This is a genomic window from Actinocatenispora sera (assembly GCF_018324685.1).
Taxonomy (GTDB): Bacteria; Actinomycetota; Actinomycetes; order Mycobacteriales; family Micromonosporaceae; genus Actinocatenispora; species Actinocatenispora sera.
In genome coordinates this window covers 5720310-5738817 of record NZ_AP023354.1, presented here as the reverse complement: position 1 = coordinate 5738817, position 18508 = coordinate 5720310, and the positions used below count along the sequence as shown (strand labels likewise).

The following is an 18508-nucleotide window of genomic DNA, read 5'->3' as shown; positions in this document are numbered from 1 at the left end:
TGAAACGCGACCACGATGGTTAGTTGCGCAGCGCAAGACCGGTGATGTTCGTACGAGTTCCGGCAGGCGCGGCCGCCCCCGCGAGGGCCCGACCGTGTCGATGGCGTCGGTGATCCGCCGACCCGCAGCCGAGCGGCGCACAGGGGGTCAGGAATGGACGAGCTGCCTATCGGGCGCCGAGTCGCCTACTGGCGGGCCCGACGAAGGATGTCCCAGCAGTTGTTCGCCGACCAGATCGGCAAGTCGAAGAGCTGGGTCGACAAGGTCGAGCGCGGCGTGCGGCGGCTGGACAAGTTCTCCGTGCTGTACGAGATCGCCGACGTGCTCAAGGTCGACCCGCAGGTGCTGTTCGGCGGCGAGAGCCACCGGCAGCCCGACAGCGTCAACTGCGTCGACCAGGTCGAGGTCGAGGAGATCCGGGCCGCGCTGGAGAACTACGACCAGGTGGTGGCGTTCTTCGAGCCGCCGCTGGTCGAGCAGGTCTCCCTGGACGAGCTGCGCAAGGCCATCTCGCACGCCTGGGCCTCGTTCCAGCACGCCAAGTACGGCATGGTCGCGCGCTCGCTGCCGAAGCTGCTGCGCGACGCGCAGAGCGCCGACGCCGCGCACGAGGGCTCGGCGGTGACCGCGACCGAGAACGGCACCCGGATCAACGCCGCGCACCTGCTCGCCCAGACGTACCAGATCGCCGCGTCGGTGCTGCGTAAGCTCGGCGAGCACGAGCTGGGCTGGCTCGCCGCCGACCGGGCGATCGGCGTCTCGCACCGGGCCGGTGATCCGCTGCTCGCCGGCGTCGCCACCTTCCGGGTCGCGAACGCGATGCTCGCGCTCGGCCGGGCCCGGCCGGCGCTGGATCTCAACGTGCAGGTGGCGCACCGGCTCGCCCCCGCGTCCGGTGCCGAGGCCACGCCGCAGCGGCTCAGCGTGTACGGGATGCTGCTGCTGCAGGGCGCGATGGCCGCGGCGCGGGTCGGCGACCTCGCCACCAGCCGCGACCTGCTGCGCGCCGCCGACGAGGCGGCCGAGCGGCTCGGCCGCGACGCCAACCACTACTGGACGGTGTTCGGCCCGACGAACGTGGCACTGCACCGCGCCGCCGCCGCCGTCGATCTCGGCGAGCACGGCATCGCCATCAGCACCCACGAGTCGCTGGAACTGGAGGCGTTCGGCGCGATGTTGCCGGAGCGCCGGGCGCACCACCTGGTCGACGTGTGCCGGGCGTACACCCAGCTCGGCGACCTGGACAAGGCCGCCGAGCTGCTGGTCGAGGCGGACCGGCTGGCGCCGTCGGAGATCCGCTGCCGGCCGCACGCGCACGAGGTGCTCACCGGCGTGCTGCGGCGCAGTCACGGCGCCCCGGCCGCGCCGCTGGCCGAACTCGCCGACCATCTCGGCGTCGCGGTGTGAGCGCACCCGCCGGCGATCACCCGCCGGCCGGCCCCGAAGTGCCCGGTCCCGCAGCGTCCGGCTCCGGCCCGTCCGGCTCCTACGCGTCCAGCTCCGAGCCGCTCGGGCCCAGGCCGGGCAGGTCCGGGCCGCTCGGTTCCGGGCCGCTCGGTTCCGGGCCGCTCGGTTCCGGGCCGCTCGGTTCCGGGGCGGGCGGGTCTGGGGCGGGCGGGTCTGGGGCGGGCGGGTCCGGGCCGGTGCTCTACGCGTTGGTGTGCGGCTCTCCGGCCGCGGCCGGGGTGGGGCGGCTGGTGACCGCGGCACAGCGGGACGGCTGGCGCGTCTGCGTGCTCGCCTCGCCGTCCGGGCTGCGGTTCCTCGACGTGCCGGCGCTGGTCGCGCAGACCGGGTTCCCGGTCCGCAGCGAGTACAAGTCGCCCGGTGCGCCGGATCTGCTCCCCGAGCCGGACGCGATCCTGGTCGCCCCGGCAACCTGCAACACCGTCAACAAGTGGGCCGCCGGGATCAGCGACACGCTGCTGCTCGGCATCGTCGTCGAGGCGTACGGGCGGGGCCTGCCGATCGTGGCGGTGCCGTACTCGAACCGGTTCCACGCGGCCCATCCGGCGTTTCGGGCCAGCCTGGACCGGCTGCGCGACTGGGGTGTTGGAGTGCTGTTCGGCGACGACGTCTGCCCGTTGCCGCTGCCCGGCGAGACCACGTCCGCCCCGCTGCCCTGGCGGCTCGCGCTGGATGCGCTCGCTCGTACCCCGCAGCGCGCCTGACGCGCGGGCGCAGCGGACGCGATCCGGCCAGACCCGGCCGGTGGCCCCGCGGCGTCGCGGGCGGGCGGGCCGCGGTGGCCGGCCGGACGGTAGCCTGCCTCAGTGGTGACAGTGGCGGACGTGTGTGACGCGATGCGGCGGTGGTACCCGGAGCAGTGGGCCCAGCCGTGGGACCGGGTCGGGCTGGTCGTCGGTGATCCGGCCGATCGGGTCCGCCGGGTGCTGTACTGCGTCGACTGCGTGCCGGCGACCGTCGAGCAGGCGATCGAGGTCGGTGCCGAACTGATCGTGGCGCACCACCCGTTGCTGCTGCGCGGCGTGTCGAGCGTCGCGACGACCAGCTACAAGGGCCGGGCGGTGCACCGGTTGATCCGCGCCGGGATCGCGCTGTACGTGGCGCACACCAACGCCGACGTGGCCGGGACCGGCGCCGCGACCGAGCCCGATGCGGCCGCCGGCGTGCCCGGCGTCTCCGACGCGCTCGCCGCCACCCTGGCGCTTGCCGACCTGCACCCGCTGGTACCGGCGGAGGGCGCCGCCGCGGGCGACGGCCGCGGCTTCGGCCGGATCGGTACGTTGCCAGCGCCGGTACCGCTGGCCGAGCTGACCCGGCGGGTCGCGGCGGCGCTGCCGGCCACCGCCTGGGGGGTGCGCGCCGCGGGCGACCCGGCGCGGATGGTCCGGACCGTGGCGGTCTGTGGCGGCGCGGGCGATACGTTCCTCGACGCCGCCACCGCGGCCGGCGCCGACGCGTACCTGACCGCGGACCTGCGCCACCATCCGGCCAGCGAACATCTTTCCGAGGGCGGCCCGGCGCTGCTGGACGCGGCGCACTGGGCCACCGAATGGCCGTGGCTGTCGCGGGTCGCGGCAGGGCTGACCGACCGACTCGCCGTGGAGGGAATAGTCTCCTCGGTGGTGACCGATCCGTGGACCGTGCACGCCGCGTCCGGGACCGCCGGCGCGGGTTCCGCCGCCGGCGGTACGAGTTCCGCTGCCGCCGACGGCAGCGGAAGTGAGGAGTTTCGTTCGTGAAGGCCGACCCGGCTGACCAACGCCGACTGCTGGACCTGCAGGCCACCGACACCGCGCTGACCCAGCTGGCCTACCGGCGCAACCACCTGCCCGAACTCGCCGAAGTGGACAAGCTCGACGGCGAGCTGCGCGCCGCCACCGACGAGCAGGTCCGCGCCCAGACCGCCGTCGACGACCTGGACCGCGACATCAGCCGGGCCGAGCGCGACGTCGAGCAGGTGCGTACCCGCGCGGCGAAGGACCAGGCGCTGCTGGAGTCCGGCCGCGGCGGAGCCAAGGAGCTGGAGAGCCTGCAGCACGAGCTGGCGTCGCTGGGCCGGCGGCAGAGCGAGCTGGAGGACGCCGAGCTGGAGCTGATGGAGCAGCGCGAGCAGGCCGCCACGGCGCTCGCCACCGCCACCCAGCAGCAGTCCGAGGTACGGCAGCTGCGCGACGCCGCCGAGCAGCGGCGGGACGAGTCGCTGGTGCAGCTGTCCGAGCAGGAGCAGCAGCGGCGGGCCGAACGCGACCCGCTGGCCGCCGCGCTGCCGGCGGAGCTGCTCGCGCTGTACGAGCGGATCCGCGCCAACACCGGCATCGGCGCGGCGATGCTGCGCGCCCGCCGGTGCGAGGGCTGCCGGCTGGAACTGTCCGGCTCCGAGCTGGCGCAGGTGCGGGCGGCCGCGGCGGACGAGGTGATCCGGCACGAGGAGTGCGGCCGGATCCTGGTACGCACCGACGAGTCGGGGCTGTGACTGCGAACCGCCACGAGCGGGTCGTCGTCGAGGCGGACGGCGGGGCCCGCGGCAACCCCGGCCCGGCCGGGTACGGCGCGGCCGTGCTCGACGCCGACACCGGCGAGACGCTGATCGAGCGCGCCGCCTACCTCGGCGTGACCACCAACAACGTGGCCGAGTACTCCGGCCTGATCGCCGGGCTGAAGGCGGCCGCGGCGCTCGGCGCCCGGCAGGTCGCGGTCCGGATGGACTCCAAGCTGGTGGTCGAGCAGATGTCCGGCCGATGGCAGGTCAAGCATCCCGGCCTGCGGCCGCTGCACGCCGAGGCGGCCAAGCTCGCCGACGGGTTCGCCGAGATCGGCTACGAGTGGATCCCGCGGGCCCGCAACACGCACGCGGACGCCTTGGCGAACAAGGCGATGGACGCCGGTGAGTTCGGCACCGTGGAACTGGTCGACGTGCTCGCCGATCCGTCCACATCGGACGGCTCCGGTCCGGCCCGGCCGAACGACCCACCTGCGGATGCGGCGCCCGCACCCGGCTCCGACAATCCCGCCGACGCGGGGCGGTCCGATGTGGACGGCGCCGGAGCGACCGCCGACGCGGCGCGGTCCGATGTGGACGGCGCCGGAGCGACCGCTGACGCGGGGCGGTCCGATGTGGACGGCGCCGGAGCGACCGCTGACGCGGGGCGGTCCGATGTGGACGGTGCCGGGGCGACCGCCGACGCGGCGCGGTCCGATGTGGACACCGCGACCCTCGCCGAGGGCGCGGACGATCCGGTCGACGCCGCGTTGCGGGCCATGGTCGGCGGACCGGGTGTCGCCGCGGCGCGACCCGGCGGCTCGGTGGCGGCGTCCGCCGCACCGGTGGCCGGCCGTACCCGGCTGATCCTGGTCCGGCACGCCGCGACCGCACAGACCCGGCGCGGCGCGTTCTGCGGTGCCGAGTGCGATCCGGAACTCGACGAGATCGGGCGGCGGCAGGCGGCGGCGCTGGCCGACCGGCTGGCCGTACTGGCGCCCGACGCCGTCCTGGTCACCTCTCCGCAGGCCCGGGCCCGACAGACCGCCGAGGCGATCGCGCACCGGCTGGACACCGTGCCGCGGGTCGAGCCGCGGCTGGTCGAGGTCTCGTACGGCGCCTGGGACGGGCTGACGTTCGACCAGGTCGCGGTCGGCTGGCCGGCCGAGCTGGACGCGTGGCTCGCCGCCACCTCGGTTCCGCCGCCCGGTGGGGAGAGCATGGACTCGGCCGGTGCCCGGTACAGCGAGGCGCTGAACGAGGTGCGGCGACACCAGCACGAGCGGACGATCGTCCTGGTCGGGCACGGTTCGATGGTGAAGCTGATGCTGCGTGACGTGCTCGACGCCGGCCGGCGCTTCCTGGACACCATTCAGGTCGATCCGGCCGGGCTGTCGGTGGTCGACCTGTTCGACGACGGCAACGCCGCGGTCCCCACCATCAACGACACCGCCCATCTCACCGCTTAGGGTTGTTGCGCTGAACGAGTCACCGCCTAGGGTCGTTGCGCCGAGCAGTCACCGCCTAGGGTCGGTGGGGTGAGCGAGTTGTGGCAGGACGGTGCGGCGGGTGTGCTGCGGCTGCCGTCCGGTCGGCTGGTGCGGGGCCGCGGGCTGAGCCGACCGCTGCCGGACGGCCCGGAACCCGCGTTCGGCGTGTACCTGCTGGGCCACCGCCCGCCGCAGACCCGGTGGGCGGCGCGCTGGGTACGGTGGCGCGACTTCTGGCTCCCCGCCGACCCGGACGACGCGGCCGCGGCACTGCGCGAGGCGTGGCGCCGCGCGGCGACCGAGCGGGTGGAGCTGGCCTGCCTCGGCGGTAAGGGCCGTACCGGGACCGCGCTGGCCTGTCTCGCCGTGCTCGACGGGGTGCCCGCCGCCGACGCGGTCGACTACGTCCGGACGCACTACTCGCCGCACGCCGTGGAGACCCCGTGGCAGCGCCGCTACGTTCGCGCCTTCCGGGCCTGACCAGGCCCGATGGGCGCGGTGACCGGTTCGCCGCGATCGGTACCGGGGTTTATCGCCGGGACCCGCTGGGCACACCGGTAGATGACCCCGGAGTGGCGGCTGGGGGGTACGCCGCCGGGGTCGCCGAGAGGCGGCGGACCGGTCGGTGCCGGCGCGGTACCGGCCGGTCGGAGACAGAGGCGCAGATGACGGTCCCGGACCCGACCAATCCCGTACCGGTACCGCCGCAGCGACCGCCCGGTCCGCCGCCGCAGCCGCCCGAGCCACTCCCGCCCGAGCCGGGCGGCCCACCGGCCCCGCCCGGTCCGGCGCCAACGCCACCGACACCGGCGCCGCCGGTCCCGGAACCACCGCTACCGCCGCAGCCGGAGCCGCCGACTCCCTGAGCGAGAAAGCCGGCCTCCCGAGCGGGACCGTGGTCGGCTGGCCGGGCCGGCGCGGTCAGTCCTTGACCAGGCCGGCGCGGTCAGTCCTTGACCAGGCCGGCGCGGCGCAGCGCGTCGGCGAGTGCGGTGTCGGCCGGTGCCGCCTGGCCCGGCCGGCCACGGCCGCCGGACTGCCGCCGGTCGCCCCGCTGCCCGGTGCCCTGACCGCGCTGACCAGCCCCCTGACCAGCCCCCTGACCGCGCTGACCAGCCCCCTGACCAGCCCCCTGACCGCGCTGACCGGACCCCGGACCGTGCTGGCCGCCTCCCTGGCCGCGCTGACCGGCGCGGTCGCCCGGCTGGCCGCGCCGCGGGCCGCCGCCGCGACGCTCCCCGGCGGCGCCCGGCTCGTCGTCGAGCCGCAGCGTCAGCGAGATCCGCTTGCGCGCGATGTCCACGTCGAGCACCTTGACCTTGACCACGTCGCCGGACTTGACCACGTCGCGCGGGTCCGACACGTACGTGTTCGACAGTGCCGACACGTGCACCAGGCCGTCCTGGTGCACCCCGATGTCCACGAACGCGCCGAACGCGGCGACGTTGGTGACCGTGCCCTCCAGAACCATGCCCGGCTTCAGGTCACCGAGCGTCTCGACACCCTCGGCGAACGTCGCGGTGCGAAACTCCGGCCGCGGATCCCGGCCCGGCTTCTCCAGCTCGGCCAGGATGTCGGTGACGGTCGGCACGCCGAACGTCTCGTCGACGAAGTCGGCCGGCTTCAGCGCGCGCAGCACCCGGCCGTTGCCGAGCAGCTCGGTGACACCGGTTCCGGTGCGTTCGATGATCCGGCGCACCACCGGGTACGCCTCCGGGTGCACCGCGGAGCCGTCCAGCGGGTCGTCGCCGCCGCGGATGCGCAGGAACCCGGCGCACTGCTCGTACGCCTTCGGGCCCAGGCGCGGCACCGACTTGAGCGCGGCGCGGGAGGCGAACGGGCCGTTCGCGTCGCGGTGCAGCACGATGTTCTCGGCCAGCCCGGTGCCGATGCCGGACACCCGGGTCAGCAGCGGCGCGGAGGCGGTGTTGACGTCCACGCCGACCGCGTTCACCGCGTCCTCGACGACCGCGTCGAGCGAGCGGGACAGCTTCCCGTACGACAGGTCGTGCTGGTACTGGCCGACCCCGATCGACTGCGGATCGATCTTGACCAGCTCGGCCAGCGGGTCCTGCAACCGGCGGGCGATCGACACCGCGCCGCGCAGCGACACGTCCAGCTCTGGCAGCTCGGACGATGCGTACGCGGAGGCCGAGTAGACCGACGCGCCGGCCTCGGACACGACGACCTTGGTGAGCGGCAGCTCCGGATGCTGCTTGATCAGGTCGATGGCGAGCCGGTCGGTCTCCCGCGAGGCGGTGCCGTTGCCGATCGCGATCAGCTCGACGGAGTGCTTGGCGCACAGAGCGGCCAGGGTCGCCAGCGACGCGTCCCACTTGCGCTGCGGTACGTGCGGGTAGATCGTCGCGGTGTCGACCACCTTGCCGGTCGCGTCGACCACTGCCACCTTCACGCCGGTCCGGAAGCCGGGGTCGAGGCCCATCGTGGCGCGCTCGCCGGCCGGCGCGGCGAGCAGCAGGTCGCGCAGGTTCGCCGCGAACACCCGCACCGCCTCCTCCTCGGCGGTGGCGAACAGCCGGGTGCGCAGGTCGATGCCCAGCCGCACCAGGATGCGGGTCCGCCAGGCCCACCGCACCGAGTCGGCGAGCCACCGGTCGGCCGCACGTCCCTCGTCGCGCACCCCGAACCGCGCCGCGATGCGCTGCTCGTACGTGGTGGGGCCGGGCGCCGGTGCGGCCCCCTCGGCGGGCGGCGCGTCGGCGGTGAACGACAACTCCAGCACCTCCTCCTTCTCGCCGCGCAGCAGCGCGAGGATCCGGTGCGAGGGCAGCTTCGGGTAGGGCTCGGCGAAGTCGAAGTAGTCGGCGAACTTGGCGCCGTCCTGCTGCTTGCCGTCGCGCACCTTCGAGACCAGGTGACCGCGCGAGAACATCAGCTCGCGCAGCTCGCCGATCAGGTCGGCGTCCTCGGCGAACCGCTCGACCAGGATGGCCCGCGCCCCGTCCAGCGCCGCGGCGGCGTCGGCCACCCCGTCGGTGGCGAAGCCGGCCGCCACCTGCTGCGGATCCTGGGTCGGGTCGGCGAGCAGCGTGTCGGCCAGCGGCTCCAGACCCGCCTCGCGGGCGATCTGCGCCTTGGTCCGCCGCTTCGGCTTGAACGGCAGGTAGATGTCCTCCAGCCGGGCCTTCGAGTCGGCCGCGAGGATCTGCTGCTCCAGCGCGTCGTCGAGCTTGCCCTGGCCGCGGATCTCGTCCAGCACCGCGGTCCGGCGCTCCTCCAGCTCGCGGAGGTAGCGCAGCCGTTCCTCCAGGGTGCGCAGCTGCGCGTCGTCCAGCGCGCCGGTCACCTCCTTGCGGTACCGGGCGATGAACGGCACGGTGCTGCCCGCGTCGAGCAGCTGCACGGCGGCGGCCACCTGGCCGTCGCGCACCCCGAGCTCCTCGGCGATCCGCTGGTTGACACTGACTGCCACGAGAGCCACCTTCGTACGACGTCGTGTTGCGAAGCATTCTGCCGCCCGCCCCCGACAACCCCACGGCCAACCCGCCCAAACCGGTTGTCGCACCGGGTCCTCGGCGGTGACGATTCGTGGATGGCCGACATCCTGGAGTACTACCGGCGCGGCGGCGAGCAGACCCGGCTCGGCGCCGGCGCCGGGCTGCTGGAAGCGCTGCGGACCCGAGACATCCTGGCCCGGTACCTGCCCGCCCCGCCGGCGAGTGTGCTGGACGTCGGCGGCGCGACCGGTGCGTACGCCGGCGCGCTCGCCACCGGCGGGTACCGGGTGCACGTCGTGGATCCGGTACCCGAGCACGTCGAGCGGGCCGGGACGGTGCCGGGGGTGACCGCCGAGGTCGGCGACGCGCGCCGGCTGCGGCAGCCCGACGCGAGCGTCGACGCGGTACTGCTGCTCGGCCCGCTCTACCACCTGCTGGAACGGGCCGACCGGGTCACCTCGTGGCGCGAGGCGGCCCGGGTGTTGCGCCCGGGCGGCGTCGTGTTCGCGGCGACGATCAGCCGGTTCGCCTCGCTGCACGACGGCTTCGTCCGGGGCCACTACGCCGATCCACGGTTCCGCCCGATCGTGGACCGGGCGCTGGACACCGGCGTGCACCGCAACACCGAACCGGGTCGCGGCTTCTTCACCGACGCGTACTTCCACCGCCCCGAGGAGCCGGTCGACGAGGCGCGGGAGGCGGGCCTGGCGGTCGACCGGGTACTGGCGGTGGAGGGGTCGCTGTGGCAGCTCGGCGATCGACTGAGCGAGCTGCTGGCCGATCCCGACTCCACCCGGCTGGTGCTCGACCAGCTGCGCAGGGTGGAGGCGGAGCCGAGCCTGCTGGGCGCCTCCAGCCACCTGATCACGGTCGCCCACCGGCACGCGGACCGGTGATCGGCGCCGCGCCGGGTGGTGTCGGCGGCTCGCCCGGCGTGGCCGCGTGGCATGCTGCGGGCCGTGGACGACGCGGCGACCGACCCCGGTGACACCGATCCCCGTGACGCTGCCCCGCAGTACGTGCTGCCGCTGGTGGTGCGGCTGGAGCGGGACGCGCCGCCGGAGCGCACCGACGCGCTGGAGGCCTCCGCCCGGGCGGTGCTGACGTTCCTGACCGACCCGCGCAGCACCGAGCCGGCGGGGGAGTGGCACGACGCGGTGACCGCGTGGACCGACGGCCGGATCCGCAAGGTGGTACGCCGGGCCCGCGGCGCGCAGTGGCGGCGGGCCGAGGCGCTGGACGGGTTGACGCTGCAGCATCGCACCGCGACCGTGCGGGTGTTCCCGCCGGTACCGCTGGACGGCTGGCCCGCCGACCTCGCCCGGCTGCAGGTCGGCGGTACCGACTTCGACGACACCGAACCGCCCGCCGCGCCGGCCGCCGGTACCCCGGTGCTGTGGCTGAACCCGGCGCTGTCGATGACCGCCGGCAAGGCGATGGCGCAGACCGGACACGGCGCCCAGCTGACCTACGCGGCGCTGCCGGCGGCGGCCCGGGAGATCTGGGCCGACGCCGGCTTCCCGCTCGCGGTACGCACCGCGGCGACCGCGGCGTGGCGCCGGCTCGCGACGGCCGGATTGCCGGTCGTGCACGACGCCGGCTTCACCGAGATCCCGGCCGACTCCGCGACCGTGATCGGCGACCACCCGGCGCTGCGCCACTGATCGCCCGGCCGGGTCAGGACAGGGACTCCCGGACGGTGCCGCCGGCGACCGCGCACCAGGTGGTGAGGTCGAGCGAGCCCGTGGTGGGCAGGCCGTGCAGCTGCTGGATCGCGGTGACCGCGGCCTGCGTCGCCGCGTCGTAGTTGCCGGTCGCGCTCACCGCGTAGCCCTTGTGCGCGAGGATGGTCTGCGCTCCGGTGACGGCGGCGCCGGTCGCGCCGGGCTCGAGCGCCGGTACCAGCGTCTCCCAGGTCGCGGTGGTGAAGGTGGCGTCCGGGTCGACCGGGATGCCGTGCTGGGACTGCCATTTCTGCACGGCCTTGATCGTCTTCTGGTCGAACGTGCCGCTCGCCGTGAGTTTCGCGCCGCTGGCGATCAGCAGGTACTGGCCGAGCTGGACGACGGGTCCGCCGACGAACTGCCAGATGTCCGGCCAGCGCCGGGCCGGCGCATCGGCCGCGGACTCCCCGAGTCCGGCCTGCACGGCGCGCCGCAGCTGCGGGAACTCGCGGTAGAACGCCGCGCCCGGGCAGTCGGTGTCGCGGAAGTCCCAGTGCCCGAACAGGTCGTACGCGTGCAACCGGTACTGCCGGCAGACGGTGACGCACAGCGTGGTCAGCGCGTCGAACAGCGCCTGCGGCGGGGTCTCGGTGAAGTACGTGCCCTCGTTCTCGATGCCGATCGCGTTGCCGTTCTCGCCGGGGCAGTGTGCGGCGATCACCTGCTGCTGACCGGCTTCCAGCGTCTCCAGGCTGCGGTGGCGGCCCTCCAGCACGTACCCGCCGCGGCTGACGGTGAAGTGCTGGCCGGTGTCGGCCCAGCCGTTGGTGTCCATGTGCAGGTCCTGGCAGTCCCGGGCGAGCTGCTTCGCGTGCTCCAGCGAGTAGTCGGTGCTGTTCGGGAACTCCATGTGGTGCACGATGATCTTGTTGGTGACGTTGCCGCTCAACTGGATCGGGCTGGACGGCGGGCGCGCGCCCCAGTCGTCGCAGTCGACGACGAAGTCGAACCCGTCGGCCGCCGAGGCCGCGGTGGGGGCCAGCTCGGAGCCGACGACCGCGACGGTCGCGGCGCCGAGGGTGGCCTTGAACAGGGTGCGCCGGTCCAGCGCGGAGTGATCCTCGGTCATCGTGGCGAACTCCATCCGTTGATGACTTTCTGCCGTTCGCTGACCAAAGAAGGATATTGCCGCACATGGCGGTGCGCGACCCGCCGGACCGGCCGTGGTCGCCGCCGCGGTCAGGCGGCGTCGAGCAGCTTGCGCAGCTGGTGCCTTGGCTGCGCGCCGACGACGGTACGGATCAGCTCGCCGTCGCGGTAGAGCGCCAGCGTGGGGAACGCCAGCACGTGCAGCGCACGCGCGGTCTCCGGCTGGTCGTCGGCGTCCATGCTGCGAAACTCGACCCGGCCCGCGTACTCGACGGCGAGCTCGGCGAGCACCGGGGCGAGCCGCTTGCACGGCGGGCACCAGTCGGTCCAGAAGTCCACCAGGACCGGCAGCGAGGCGCCGAGCACCTCGGCGGCGAACGTGTCGTCGGTGACGGGCCGGACCTCGCCGGTGTCGATCATGACTGCCCCTCTCGGGTCGATGCCGCCGGATCGGCGGCGGTGAACTCGCAGCACGGTTCGGCGAGCGCGCCGGTACGGCGGGCCAGGGCCGCGGCGAGCTGGCTGCGGACCTGGTCGCGGGCGGCGGTCAGCCGGGCGATGCCGGTGTCCAGCGCCGCCAGCTTGTGCTGGTACACCTCCAGCGAGGCGGGACAGGCATCCCCGCTGTCGTGCCCGGAACGCAGGCACTCCACGAACGGTTTCGCCTCCGCCAGCGTGAACCCGATCCGTTGCAGCGCAAGGATCTCCTGCACCAGCCGGGCGTCCGACTCGTGGTAGCGCCGGTAGCCGAGGCTGTCGCGCCGGTCGGCCAGCAGCCCCTGCTGTTCGTAGTAGCGCAGCATCCGGGTGCTGGTACCGCACCGCTCCGCCAGTTCGCCGATCCGCATGCGCCCCACGCTAGCGATGCACACCGCTGTCAACGCCAACCGAACGGGGGTCATCGCCTGACCCGGGCGGGGTCAGCAGGTGAAGCCGCCCTGCTGGATCCGGTCGATCAGCCAGTGACCGTGTTCGTGCACCAGCGTGTGCGCGATCGGCAGGATGTTCTGCTTGCCCGGTTCGGCGACCTTGTTGCCGTTGGCATCGGTGAGCCGGGACCGGCTCTGGTCGATGCAGGCGTCCACCGTGGCGGTGTCGCCGCCCATCCCGACGCTGCGGATGTTCACCACGAGCTTGCCCCGGTACCGCTGGTTCTTCGCGGCCAGCGCGTCCACCAGCTTGCCGGTACCGGCGACTCCGGTCTTGCTGGTCACGACCTCCGCGAGCCCGGAACCCGGCAGGTCCCGGGTGGAGACCGCGGTGCCGTAGCGGGTCCAGTACGCAACGACGGCGTCGGCGGGCGGTTGCTGCGTCTCGGACAGCTCGATCGGCGCCTCGCTGACCGCGAGCAGGCTGCGCGGCCCGCCCGACCGGGTGGGCGCCGGCGACGGGGACGCCGGCTTCGCGCGGCTGGCGCTGGCGCTGGGCCTGGCCGAGGCGCTCGCCTTCGCCGCCGCGTGCCGGTCGGGGGCGCTGCCGCAGCCGGCCAGTACCAGGGCGGCGGCGGTGGTGAGGGCGGCGAGGGCCATGGTGGCGCGCACGGGGTCTCCTAAGGCAGTTCGACGGCATGAGGTTCGACGGCGCAGCGTCGTGCTGCGCTCACTCCGCGGTGTCTAACGGCCCGCGGCTTCCCGCGTTACCGCGACCCGGTTCACCCTCTCCGGCCGCGCCGCCGTCGTTAGGGTCGAAGGCACACCGTCGGCGCGCCGGCGCGAGCAGGCAGGGCGCAGATCGTTTCCCGGAGCGGCGGCGCGAGCAGGTAAGGAGCAGATCGTGACCCGGAACAGTCCCGTCGCCGCGGCGAGCGGCGAGTTCGTTCTCGGCGGCGCGCTGACCGTGCGCCGGCTCGGCTTCGGTGCGATGCGCATCACCGGCCCCGGTATCTGGGGCCCGCCCGCGGACCCGGACGAGGCGGTACGGGTGCTGCGCCGTGCCGTGGAGCTGGGCGTGACGTTCATCGACACGGCCGACTCGTACGGGCCGTACGTCTCCGAGGGGCTGATCCGCACCGCCCTGCACCCGTACCCGGACGACCTGGTGATCGGCACGAAGGCGGGCTTCGTGCGAACCGGCCCCAACGAGTGGCACGTGGTCGGGCACCCGAAGTACCTGCGCCAGGAGGTCGAGATGAGCCTGCGCCGGCTCGGCGTGGAGCGCCTCGAGCTGTTCCAGCTGCACCGCATCGACCCCGCCGTACCGCTCGGTGACCAGCTCGGTGAGCTGCGGATGATGCAGCAGGAGGGCAAGATCGGCCAGCTCGGGCTGTCCGAGGTCAGTGTCGAGCAGATCCGCCAGGCCCGCGAGATCGCCGACATCGTGTCCGTGCAGAACCTGTACAACCTGATGGAGCGGCGGTCGGCCGACGTGCTGGACTACTGCGCGGCGGAGGGCCTCGGCTTCATCCCGTGGTACCCGATCGCGGCCGGCGAGCTGTCCGGCACGGTGGCCCGGATCGCCGCCGCGCACGACGCGACGCCGGCCCAGGTCGCGCTGGCCTGGCTGCTCGCCAGCTCGCCGGTGATGCTGCCGATCCCGGGCACCGGCTCGGTCGCGCACGTGGAGGAGAACACCGCCGCCGCGCAGCTGACGCTCAGCGACGAGGAGATGCGTGAACTGTCCGCCGGCTGAACACGTAGCGTGATCGCGTTGTCCGCGGAACATTGAGCTGTTTCGCACCGGAAACTGGCGAATATTCGGGTCGATGCGGCCCAGCTCACGCACGTGCGGTCCGTCCCCGCCGGCACCTGCCGCGTACGGTGGGGAGCCGGCCGGGCCGTACCCCGGCCACGCGCACCGCCCGCCGCACGAGCCGATCGCGCGGCGCGGCCGACCGACTGACCCGGGAGACCGACACGATGCGTACGAGACGCATGACGCTCGCCGGTGCCCTGCTGGCAGGCGTGGCGGCACTGTCCGGCTGCGCCCGGCTGGAGCACCCGACCGCGAACGAGCCGAAGACCGCGACACCGGCACCCGTCGGCGCCGGGGAGTTCGAGAAGGCGCCGAGCCCGTCGGCGTCACCCACCCCGCCGAGCAAGGCGGGCGGCACCTGCACCCTGCTCGACTACGCCAGCGTGCAGGCGGCCACCGGTACCGAGTTCCAGGTCGCGGCGGCGAGCAGCAACTCGGGCGCGAAGGCCTGCGCACTGCAGGTGCTCTACTCCGACTACCCGTCTCTGGTGCTCAGCGTGATCGGCACCGAGGCCGACGCGAAGGCGTTCGGCAAGGCCGCCTCGGACGACGCGGACGACGTGGCCGACCTGGGCTCGGCCGCGTACAGCCGGATCCTCGCCGCTGGCGACGGCGCCGGTCCGGCCGTCGAGATCGCCTGGCTCGGCAAGCACCAGCAGATCGTGACGCTGCGCTACACCTATCCCCAGAACGTAGGCGCGCACACCGCCCGGGAGAACGTCGGCAAGCTCGCCGACTACGCCCGCAAGCTCGAAGCCAAGCGCTGAGGCCGGCGTCGCGCCCGACGCTCGGGCGCCCGACCGGCCCGGGTTCGGCGGCTCGTGTCGCCCGCGCGGTCAGTCCGCCGGCTGGACCGTTCCGCCGGCCCACTCCTGGATCCGGGCCACCACCTTCGCCGGCTCCGGCACGGACCACAGGCTCATCCGCGGGATCCAGCCACTCGGCGACTGCGCCCCGATCAGGATGTTGCCGACGCCCGGCCCGACCTCGTCGATCCGGTAGGTCGGCGGTACCTGGCCGGTCGGCGCGAGGTCGTCCGGCGAGTACTCCCGGCCCGAGCCGCGGGAGGTCCGCACCACGAGCAGCCGCCGGTCGGTGATCACGTACAGCAGGTCGGACACCACCCGCGGCGGCGGGGGACACGCCGGTTCGGGTACCAGCAGGGCGAGCACGCCGACCGCGAGCAGCAGCACGCCGCCGGCCACCACCAGCGCCGCGCCGGCCAGCAGCGGCAGCAGCCACGCCGTGACGTCCGGCCGGACCGACGACAGCAGCGGCAGCACCACGCCGAAGGTCAGCACGCTGGCCACTCCCGCGATCGCGAACGCCGCGACCGCACGGGAGAACCGGCGGACCAGGTAGCCGCCGCGGCTGCCGGCCTCGGTCGGCCGCAGCCACCACAAGATCTCTTCTCCCGGCTGGAACAGCTGACCGTCCGCCGGGCGTACCGGTGCGCTCATCCACTTCTGGGTACCACGCAAAACCGTTGGCACCAGCCCGAATCCGGGAAAGTCGCACCGCACGAGCAGTGACGGTGGTCGATGTCGGCGGACGGGACCGCTCAGGCGGTGACGAACACCCGGCTGGCGACGGAGGAGGGCAGTCGCAGCTCCGCCCCGTCATGGGTGATGGTGACGGTGTCGCCGTCCTGCTCGACATGGACCTTCGCACCGGGGTCGATGCCCGCCGCATGCAACCGCTCCAGCAACGCCGCGTCGGTCTGCACGCTCTCGCAGATGCGTCCCACGGTCACCGCGCCGCGCACGGTCGCGCTCGCCAGGTTGTGCTCGTCGCTCGCGGCCGGCTCGACCGCCGCCGGATCGAACACGTGCAGCCCGGGGATCGGGTTCCCGTACGGCGAGTGGGTCGGCCGGCCGAGCAGCTCGTAGACCCGGTGTTCGACGTCGGAGCTCATCACGTGCTCCCATCGGCAGGCCTCGTCGTGGGCCGCCTCGTACTTCATCCCGATGACGTTGATCAGCAGCAGCTCGGCGAGCCGGTGCTTGCGCATCACCGCGACGGCGTGCTCCCGGCCGGCATCGGTCAGCGCCAAATGCCGGTCACCCTCGACCCGCAGCAGACCGTCCCGCTCCATCCGGGCGACCGTCTGGCTCACCGTGGGGCCGCTCTGGTGCAGCCGCTCCGCGATCCTGGCGCGGAGCGGGGCGACGCCCTCCTCCTCGAGCTCGAGGATCGTGCGGAGGTACATCTCTGTGGTGTCAACCAGATCGTTCAACACACCCTCCCGGGGCACCATGCTACCTGAAAATGATTGCGGAACACTGGGGTCGTGACGCCCATGACGACTCCCGGCACCGTGGTCGATCCCGCCTGGTTGCGCGCGGCCCTCGACCAGGCCGAATCCCCAGCAGATTCCTACCAGTACCCCCTGACGATCCTGGATGTCCGATGGCGGCTCGGCGCGCCGTCGGCCCGTCCGGACCATCTGTCCGGGCACGTGCCCGGCGCCGTGTTCGTCGAGTTGTCCGACGATCTGACCGGCCGGCACGGCCCGACCGGCGGCCGGCACCCGCTGCCCGATCCGGACCGGCTGCAGGAGGTGCTGCGCGCCGCCGGCGTCCGTGCCGACTCGACCGTGGTGGTGTACGACGACGGCGACGGGCTGCCCGCCGCCCGGGCCTGGTGGACGCTGCGCTGGGCCGGGCACGACCGGGTTGCCGTCCTCGACGGTGGCTACCGGGCCTGGCTCGCCGCCGGCGGCCCGGTCGAGACCGCCGTACCCGAGCCGGCGCCCGGCGACGTGACGGTACGGCCCGGGCAACTGCCGACGCTCGACGCCGCGGCCGCCGCCGCGCTGCCGGCCACCGGGGTGCTGCTGGACGTACGGGCCGCGGAGCGCTACCGGGGCGAGCGGGAGCCGATCGACCCGGTGGCCGGGCACATCCCCGGCGCGGTCAACGTGCCGAAGACCGGCACCGTCGGACCGGACGGCCGGCTGCTCGACCCGGCCCGGTTGCGCGAGCTGTTCGCGGCGGCCGGAGTGCGCGACGGCGCACCGGTCGGCGCGTACTGCGGGTCCGGCGTCACCGCGGCGCACACCGCCCTGGCGCTGACCGTCGCCGGCTTCCGGCCCGCACTGTACGTCGGGTCGTGGAGCGACTGGATCTCCGACCCGTCCCGCCCGGTGGCGACGGGAGAGTAGCGCCCGGAGCCGACCGCCGGGTCAGCTCATGGAAACCCGGATGCCCGGCGGTGGGCGTGGCGTCCGCGGTTTCCTGGTCCGGGCGCTCGGCGGTGGGTGTCGCGTTCGCGGGTTCTGCTCCGGGCGCTCGGCGGCGTGGGGTGACTTACTGCTTGGGGTGATCCCGGCCGCCGCGCCGGGACAGCCGGGTGGCCCGCCACGACTCCCACCGCTTCGCCCGCTGCTGCTGACCGCGCGCCGGCCGCAGCAGCGGGCTGCTGCGCGCCCACCATTCCCGACCGTCCCGCAGTGTCCAGTTGCGGCCCTGCGGGAGGGTCCAGTGGAACTGGATGCTCAGCAGCCGCAGCCCGGCACCCACCAGTACCCCGGCCGCGACCCCGATCGTGGGCTGGCCGAGCTGGGTGCAGAGCACGACCACGATGCTCGCCACGAGCGCGGCCCCGGCGTACAGGGTGCCGCCGAAGATCGCCGGTACCCGGCGGATCAGCACGTCGCGCACCACGCCGCCGCCCACCGCGGTGATCAGTCCGAGCAGGACCGCCGGCAGCCAGCCCAGCCCGCTCTCCAGCGTCTTCTGCGCGCCGGCGACCGCCCAGAAACCGAGCGCCAGCGCGTCGACGAACAGCAGCGGCCGCCGCCACGCGGACCCCTCCACCTTGATCAGGAAGGCCACGCCGGCGCCGGCCAGTGCGGTCAGCAGGTACGCGTAGTCGGTCAGCGCGACCGGAGTACCGCGCTGCAACAGCGTGTCGCGGATCAGCCCGCCCCCGGTGCCGGCGATGACCGCCAGGGTGACCAGGCCGATCACGTCCAGCCGCTCGCGGGCCGCAAGCGCGCCGCCCAGGACCGCGTTGGCGAACACACCGGCCAGGTCGATGGCCCGGGTGACCTCCGACAGGGTGTCGGCGCTCAGCGCGGCCATCGGCCCGCCGCCGGCTCAGGGCGGG

General features: G+C 74.0%; 19 protein-coding genes. 11 read left to right on the top strand and 8 right to left on the bottom strand.

The features are described 5' to 3' along the window. Positions 1–153 precede the first annotated feature (153 nt). The 6 genes from Asera_RS26960 (at position 154) to Asera_RS26935 (ending at position 5916) form a co-directional block, all read left to right on the top strand. Positions 154–1407, top strand: a complete 1254-nt coding sequence (locus Asera_RS26960; protein ID WP_030444394.1) for a helix-turn-helix domain-containing protein — start codon at positions 154–156, stop codon at positions 1405–1407. 236 nt (positions 1408–1643) lie between these two features. Continuing rightward, on the top strand, positions 1644–2171 hold the full coding sequence (locus tag Asera_RS26955) for a flavoprotein (protein WP_035295127.1): 528 nt from the start codon (positions 1644–1646) through the stop codon (positions 2169–2171). A 105-nt stretch (positions 2172–2276) separates the two neighbouring features. Continuing rightward, positions 2277–3206 carry a Nif3-like dinuclear metal center hexameric protein gene (locus Asera_RS26950; RefSeq protein ID WP_035295129.1) on the top strand — a complete coding sequence of 310 codons (930 nt, stop codon included), beginning with the start codon at positions 2277–2279 and terminating at the stop codon, positions 3204–3206. Continuing rightward, on the top strand, positions 3203–3940 hold the full coding sequence (locus Asera_RS26945) for a zinc ribbon domain-containing protein (protein ID WP_030444397.1): 738 nt from the start codon (positions 3203–3205) through the stop codon (positions 3938–3940). Before Asera_RS26950 ends, Asera_RS26945 begins: the two co-directional genes overlap by 4 nt. Then, entirely contained in the window at positions 3937–5415 is a 1479-nt protein-coding gene (locus Asera_RS26940; protein WP_030444398.1) for a bifunctional RNase H/acid phosphatase, read from the top strand. Before Asera_RS26945 ends, Asera_RS26940 begins: the two co-directional genes overlap by 4 nt. A 69-nt stretch (positions 5416–5484) precedes the next feature. Beyond that, complete coding sequence (locus tag Asera_RS26935; protein ID WP_030444399.1) at positions 5485–5916, top strand: protein-tyrosine phosphatase family protein; 432 nt, start codon at positions 5485–5487, stop codon at positions 5914–5916. A 466-nt stretch (positions 5917–6382) separates the two neighbouring features. Here Asera_RS26935 and Asera_RS26930 read toward each other — a convergent pair whose 3' ends face one another. Then, a complete protein-coding gene (locus tag Asera_RS26930; protein WP_030444400.1) occupies positions 6383–8869 on the bottom strand; it encodes a Tex family protein in 2487 nt (828 codons plus the stop codon). A 120-nt stretch (positions 8870–8989) separates the two neighbouring features. Here Asera_RS26930 and Asera_RS26925 point away from each other — a divergent pair, with 120 nt between their 5' ends. Continuing rightward, positions 8990–9790, top strand: coding sequence for a class I SAM-dependent methyltransferase (locus Asera_RS26925; protein WP_030444401.1), 801 nt, complete (start codon positions 8990–8992; stop codon positions 9788–9790). Positions 9791–9853: 63 nt separating this feature from the next. Next, entirely contained in the window at positions 9854–10558 is a 705-nt protein-coding gene (locus Asera_RS26920) for a peptidyl-tRNA hydrolase (RefSeq protein WP_211255450.1), read from the top strand. Between the two features lie 13 nt (positions 10559–10571). Here the strand turns inward: Asera_RS26920 and Asera_RS26915 are convergent, their stop codons facing one another. The 4 genes from Asera_RS26915 to Asera_RS26900 all read right to left on the bottom strand — a co-directional run bounded on the left by Asera_RS26915 (position 10572) and on the right by Asera_RS26900 (position 13248). After that, on the bottom strand, positions 10572–11687 hold the full coding sequence (locus Asera_RS26915) for a peptidoglycan recognition protein family protein (RefSeq protein ID WP_030444403.1): 1116 nt from the start codon (positions 11685–11687) through the stop codon (positions 10572–10574). Positions 11688–11797: 110 nt separating this feature from the next. Next, the gene (locus Asera_RS26910) at positions 11798–12127 is read right to left on the bottom strand and encodes a thioredoxin family protein (RefSeq protein ID WP_030444404.1); all 330 of its coding nucleotides are present in this window, start codon (positions 12125–12127) and stop codon (positions 11798–11800) included. Continuing rightward, positions 12124–12555, bottom strand: coding sequence for a MerR family transcriptional regulator (locus Asera_RS26905; RefSeq protein ID WP_051801545.1), 432 nt, complete (start codon positions 12553–12555; stop codon positions 12124–12126). The genes Asera_RS26910 and Asera_RS26905 overlap by 4 nt, the downstream gene beginning before the upstream one ends. A 72-nt stretch (positions 12556–12627) precedes the next feature. Next, complete coding sequence (locus Asera_RS26900; protein ID WP_157034605.1) at positions 12628–13248, bottom strand: hypothetical protein; 621 nt, start codon at positions 13246–13248, stop codon at positions 12628–12630. Between the two features lie 232 nt (positions 13249–13480). Here Asera_RS26900 and Asera_RS26895 point away from each other — a divergent pair, with 232 nt between their 5' ends. Then, positions 13481–14335: an aldo/keto reductase gene (locus Asera_RS26895; RefSeq protein ID WP_030444407.1), complete on the top strand. Its 855-nt coding sequence runs from the start codon at positions 13481–13483 to the stop codon at positions 14333–14335. A gap of 227 nt (positions 14336–14562) precedes the next feature. After that, positions 14563–15165, top strand: a complete 603-nt coding sequence (locus tag Asera_RS26890; RefSeq protein WP_157034607.1) for a hypothetical protein — start codon at positions 14563–14565, stop codon at positions 15163–15165. A 69-nt stretch (positions 15166–15234) separates the two neighbouring features. Here the strand turns inward: Asera_RS26890 and Asera_RS26885 are convergent, their stop codons facing one another. After that, a complete protein-coding gene (locus Asera_RS26885; RefSeq protein WP_030444409.1) occupies positions 15235–15858 on the bottom strand; it encodes a hypothetical protein in 624 nt (207 codons plus the stop codon). Between the two features lie 101 nt (positions 15859–15959). Further along, a complete protein-coding gene (locus Asera_RS26880) occupies positions 15960–16655 on the bottom strand; it encodes an iron-dependent transcriptional repressor DtxR (protein WP_030444410.1) in 696 nt (231 codons plus the stop codon). A gap of 42 nt (positions 16656–16697) precedes the next feature. On the opposite strand from Asera_RS26880, the gene Asera_RS26875 reads away from it, so the two are divergent. Next, complete coding sequence (locus Asera_RS26875) at positions 16698–17561, top strand: sulfurtransferase (protein ID WP_030444411.1); 864 nt, start codon at positions 16698–16700, stop codon at positions 17559–17561. 145 nt (positions 17562–17706) lie between these two features. Here the strand turns inward: Asera_RS26875 and Asera_RS26870 are convergent, their stop codons facing one another. Further along, positions 17707–18483: a trimeric intracellular cation channel family protein gene (locus tag Asera_RS26870; protein WP_084130871.1), complete on the bottom strand. Its 777-nt coding sequence runs from the start codon at positions 18481–18483 to the stop codon at positions 17707–17709. Positions 18484–18508 lie beyond the last annotated feature (25 nt).

Bases quoted from the DNA above. Each gene is read 5' to 3' on its own strand.
- Asera_RS26960 (WP_030444394.1), top strand. From the start codon at position 154: ATGGACGAGCTGCCTATCGGGCGCCGAGTCGCCTACTGGCGGGCCCGA.
- Asera_RS26925 (WP_030444401.1), top strand. From the start codon at position 8,990: ATGGCCGACATCCTGGAGTACTACCGGCGCGGCGGCGAGCAGACCCGG.
- Asera_RS26915 (WP_030444403.1), bottom strand. From the start codon at position 11,687: ATGACCGAGGATCACTCCGCGCTGGACCGGCGCACCCTGTTCAAGGCC.
- Asera_RS26910 (WP_030444404.1), bottom strand. From the start codon at position 12,127: ATGATCGACACCGGCGAGGTCCGGCCCGTCACCGACGACACGTTCGCC.
- Asera_RS26905 (WP_051801545.1), bottom strand. From the start codon at position 12,555: ATGCGGATCGGCGAACTGGCGGAGCGGTGCGGTACCAGCACCCGGATG.
- Asera_RS26890 (WP_157034607.1), top strand. From the start codon at position 14,563: ATGCGTACGAGACGCATGACGCTCGCCGGTGCCCTGCTGGCAGGCGTG.
- Asera_RS26885 (WP_030444409.1), bottom strand. From the start codon at position 15,858: ATGAGCGCACCGGTACGCCCGGCGGACGGTCAGCTGTTCCAGCCGGGA.
- Asera_RS26880 (WP_030444410.1), bottom strand. From the start codon at position 16,655: ATGGTGCCCCGGGAGGGTGTGTTGAACGATCTGGTTGACACCACAGAG.
- Asera_RS26875 (WP_030444411.1), top strand. From the start codon at position 16,698: ATGACGACTCCCGGCACCGTGGTCGATCCCGCCTGGTTGCGCGCGGCC.
- Asera_RS26870 (WP_084130871.1), bottom strand. From the start codon at position 18,483: ATGGCCGCGCTGAGCGCCGACACCCTGTCGGAGGTCACCCGGGCCATC.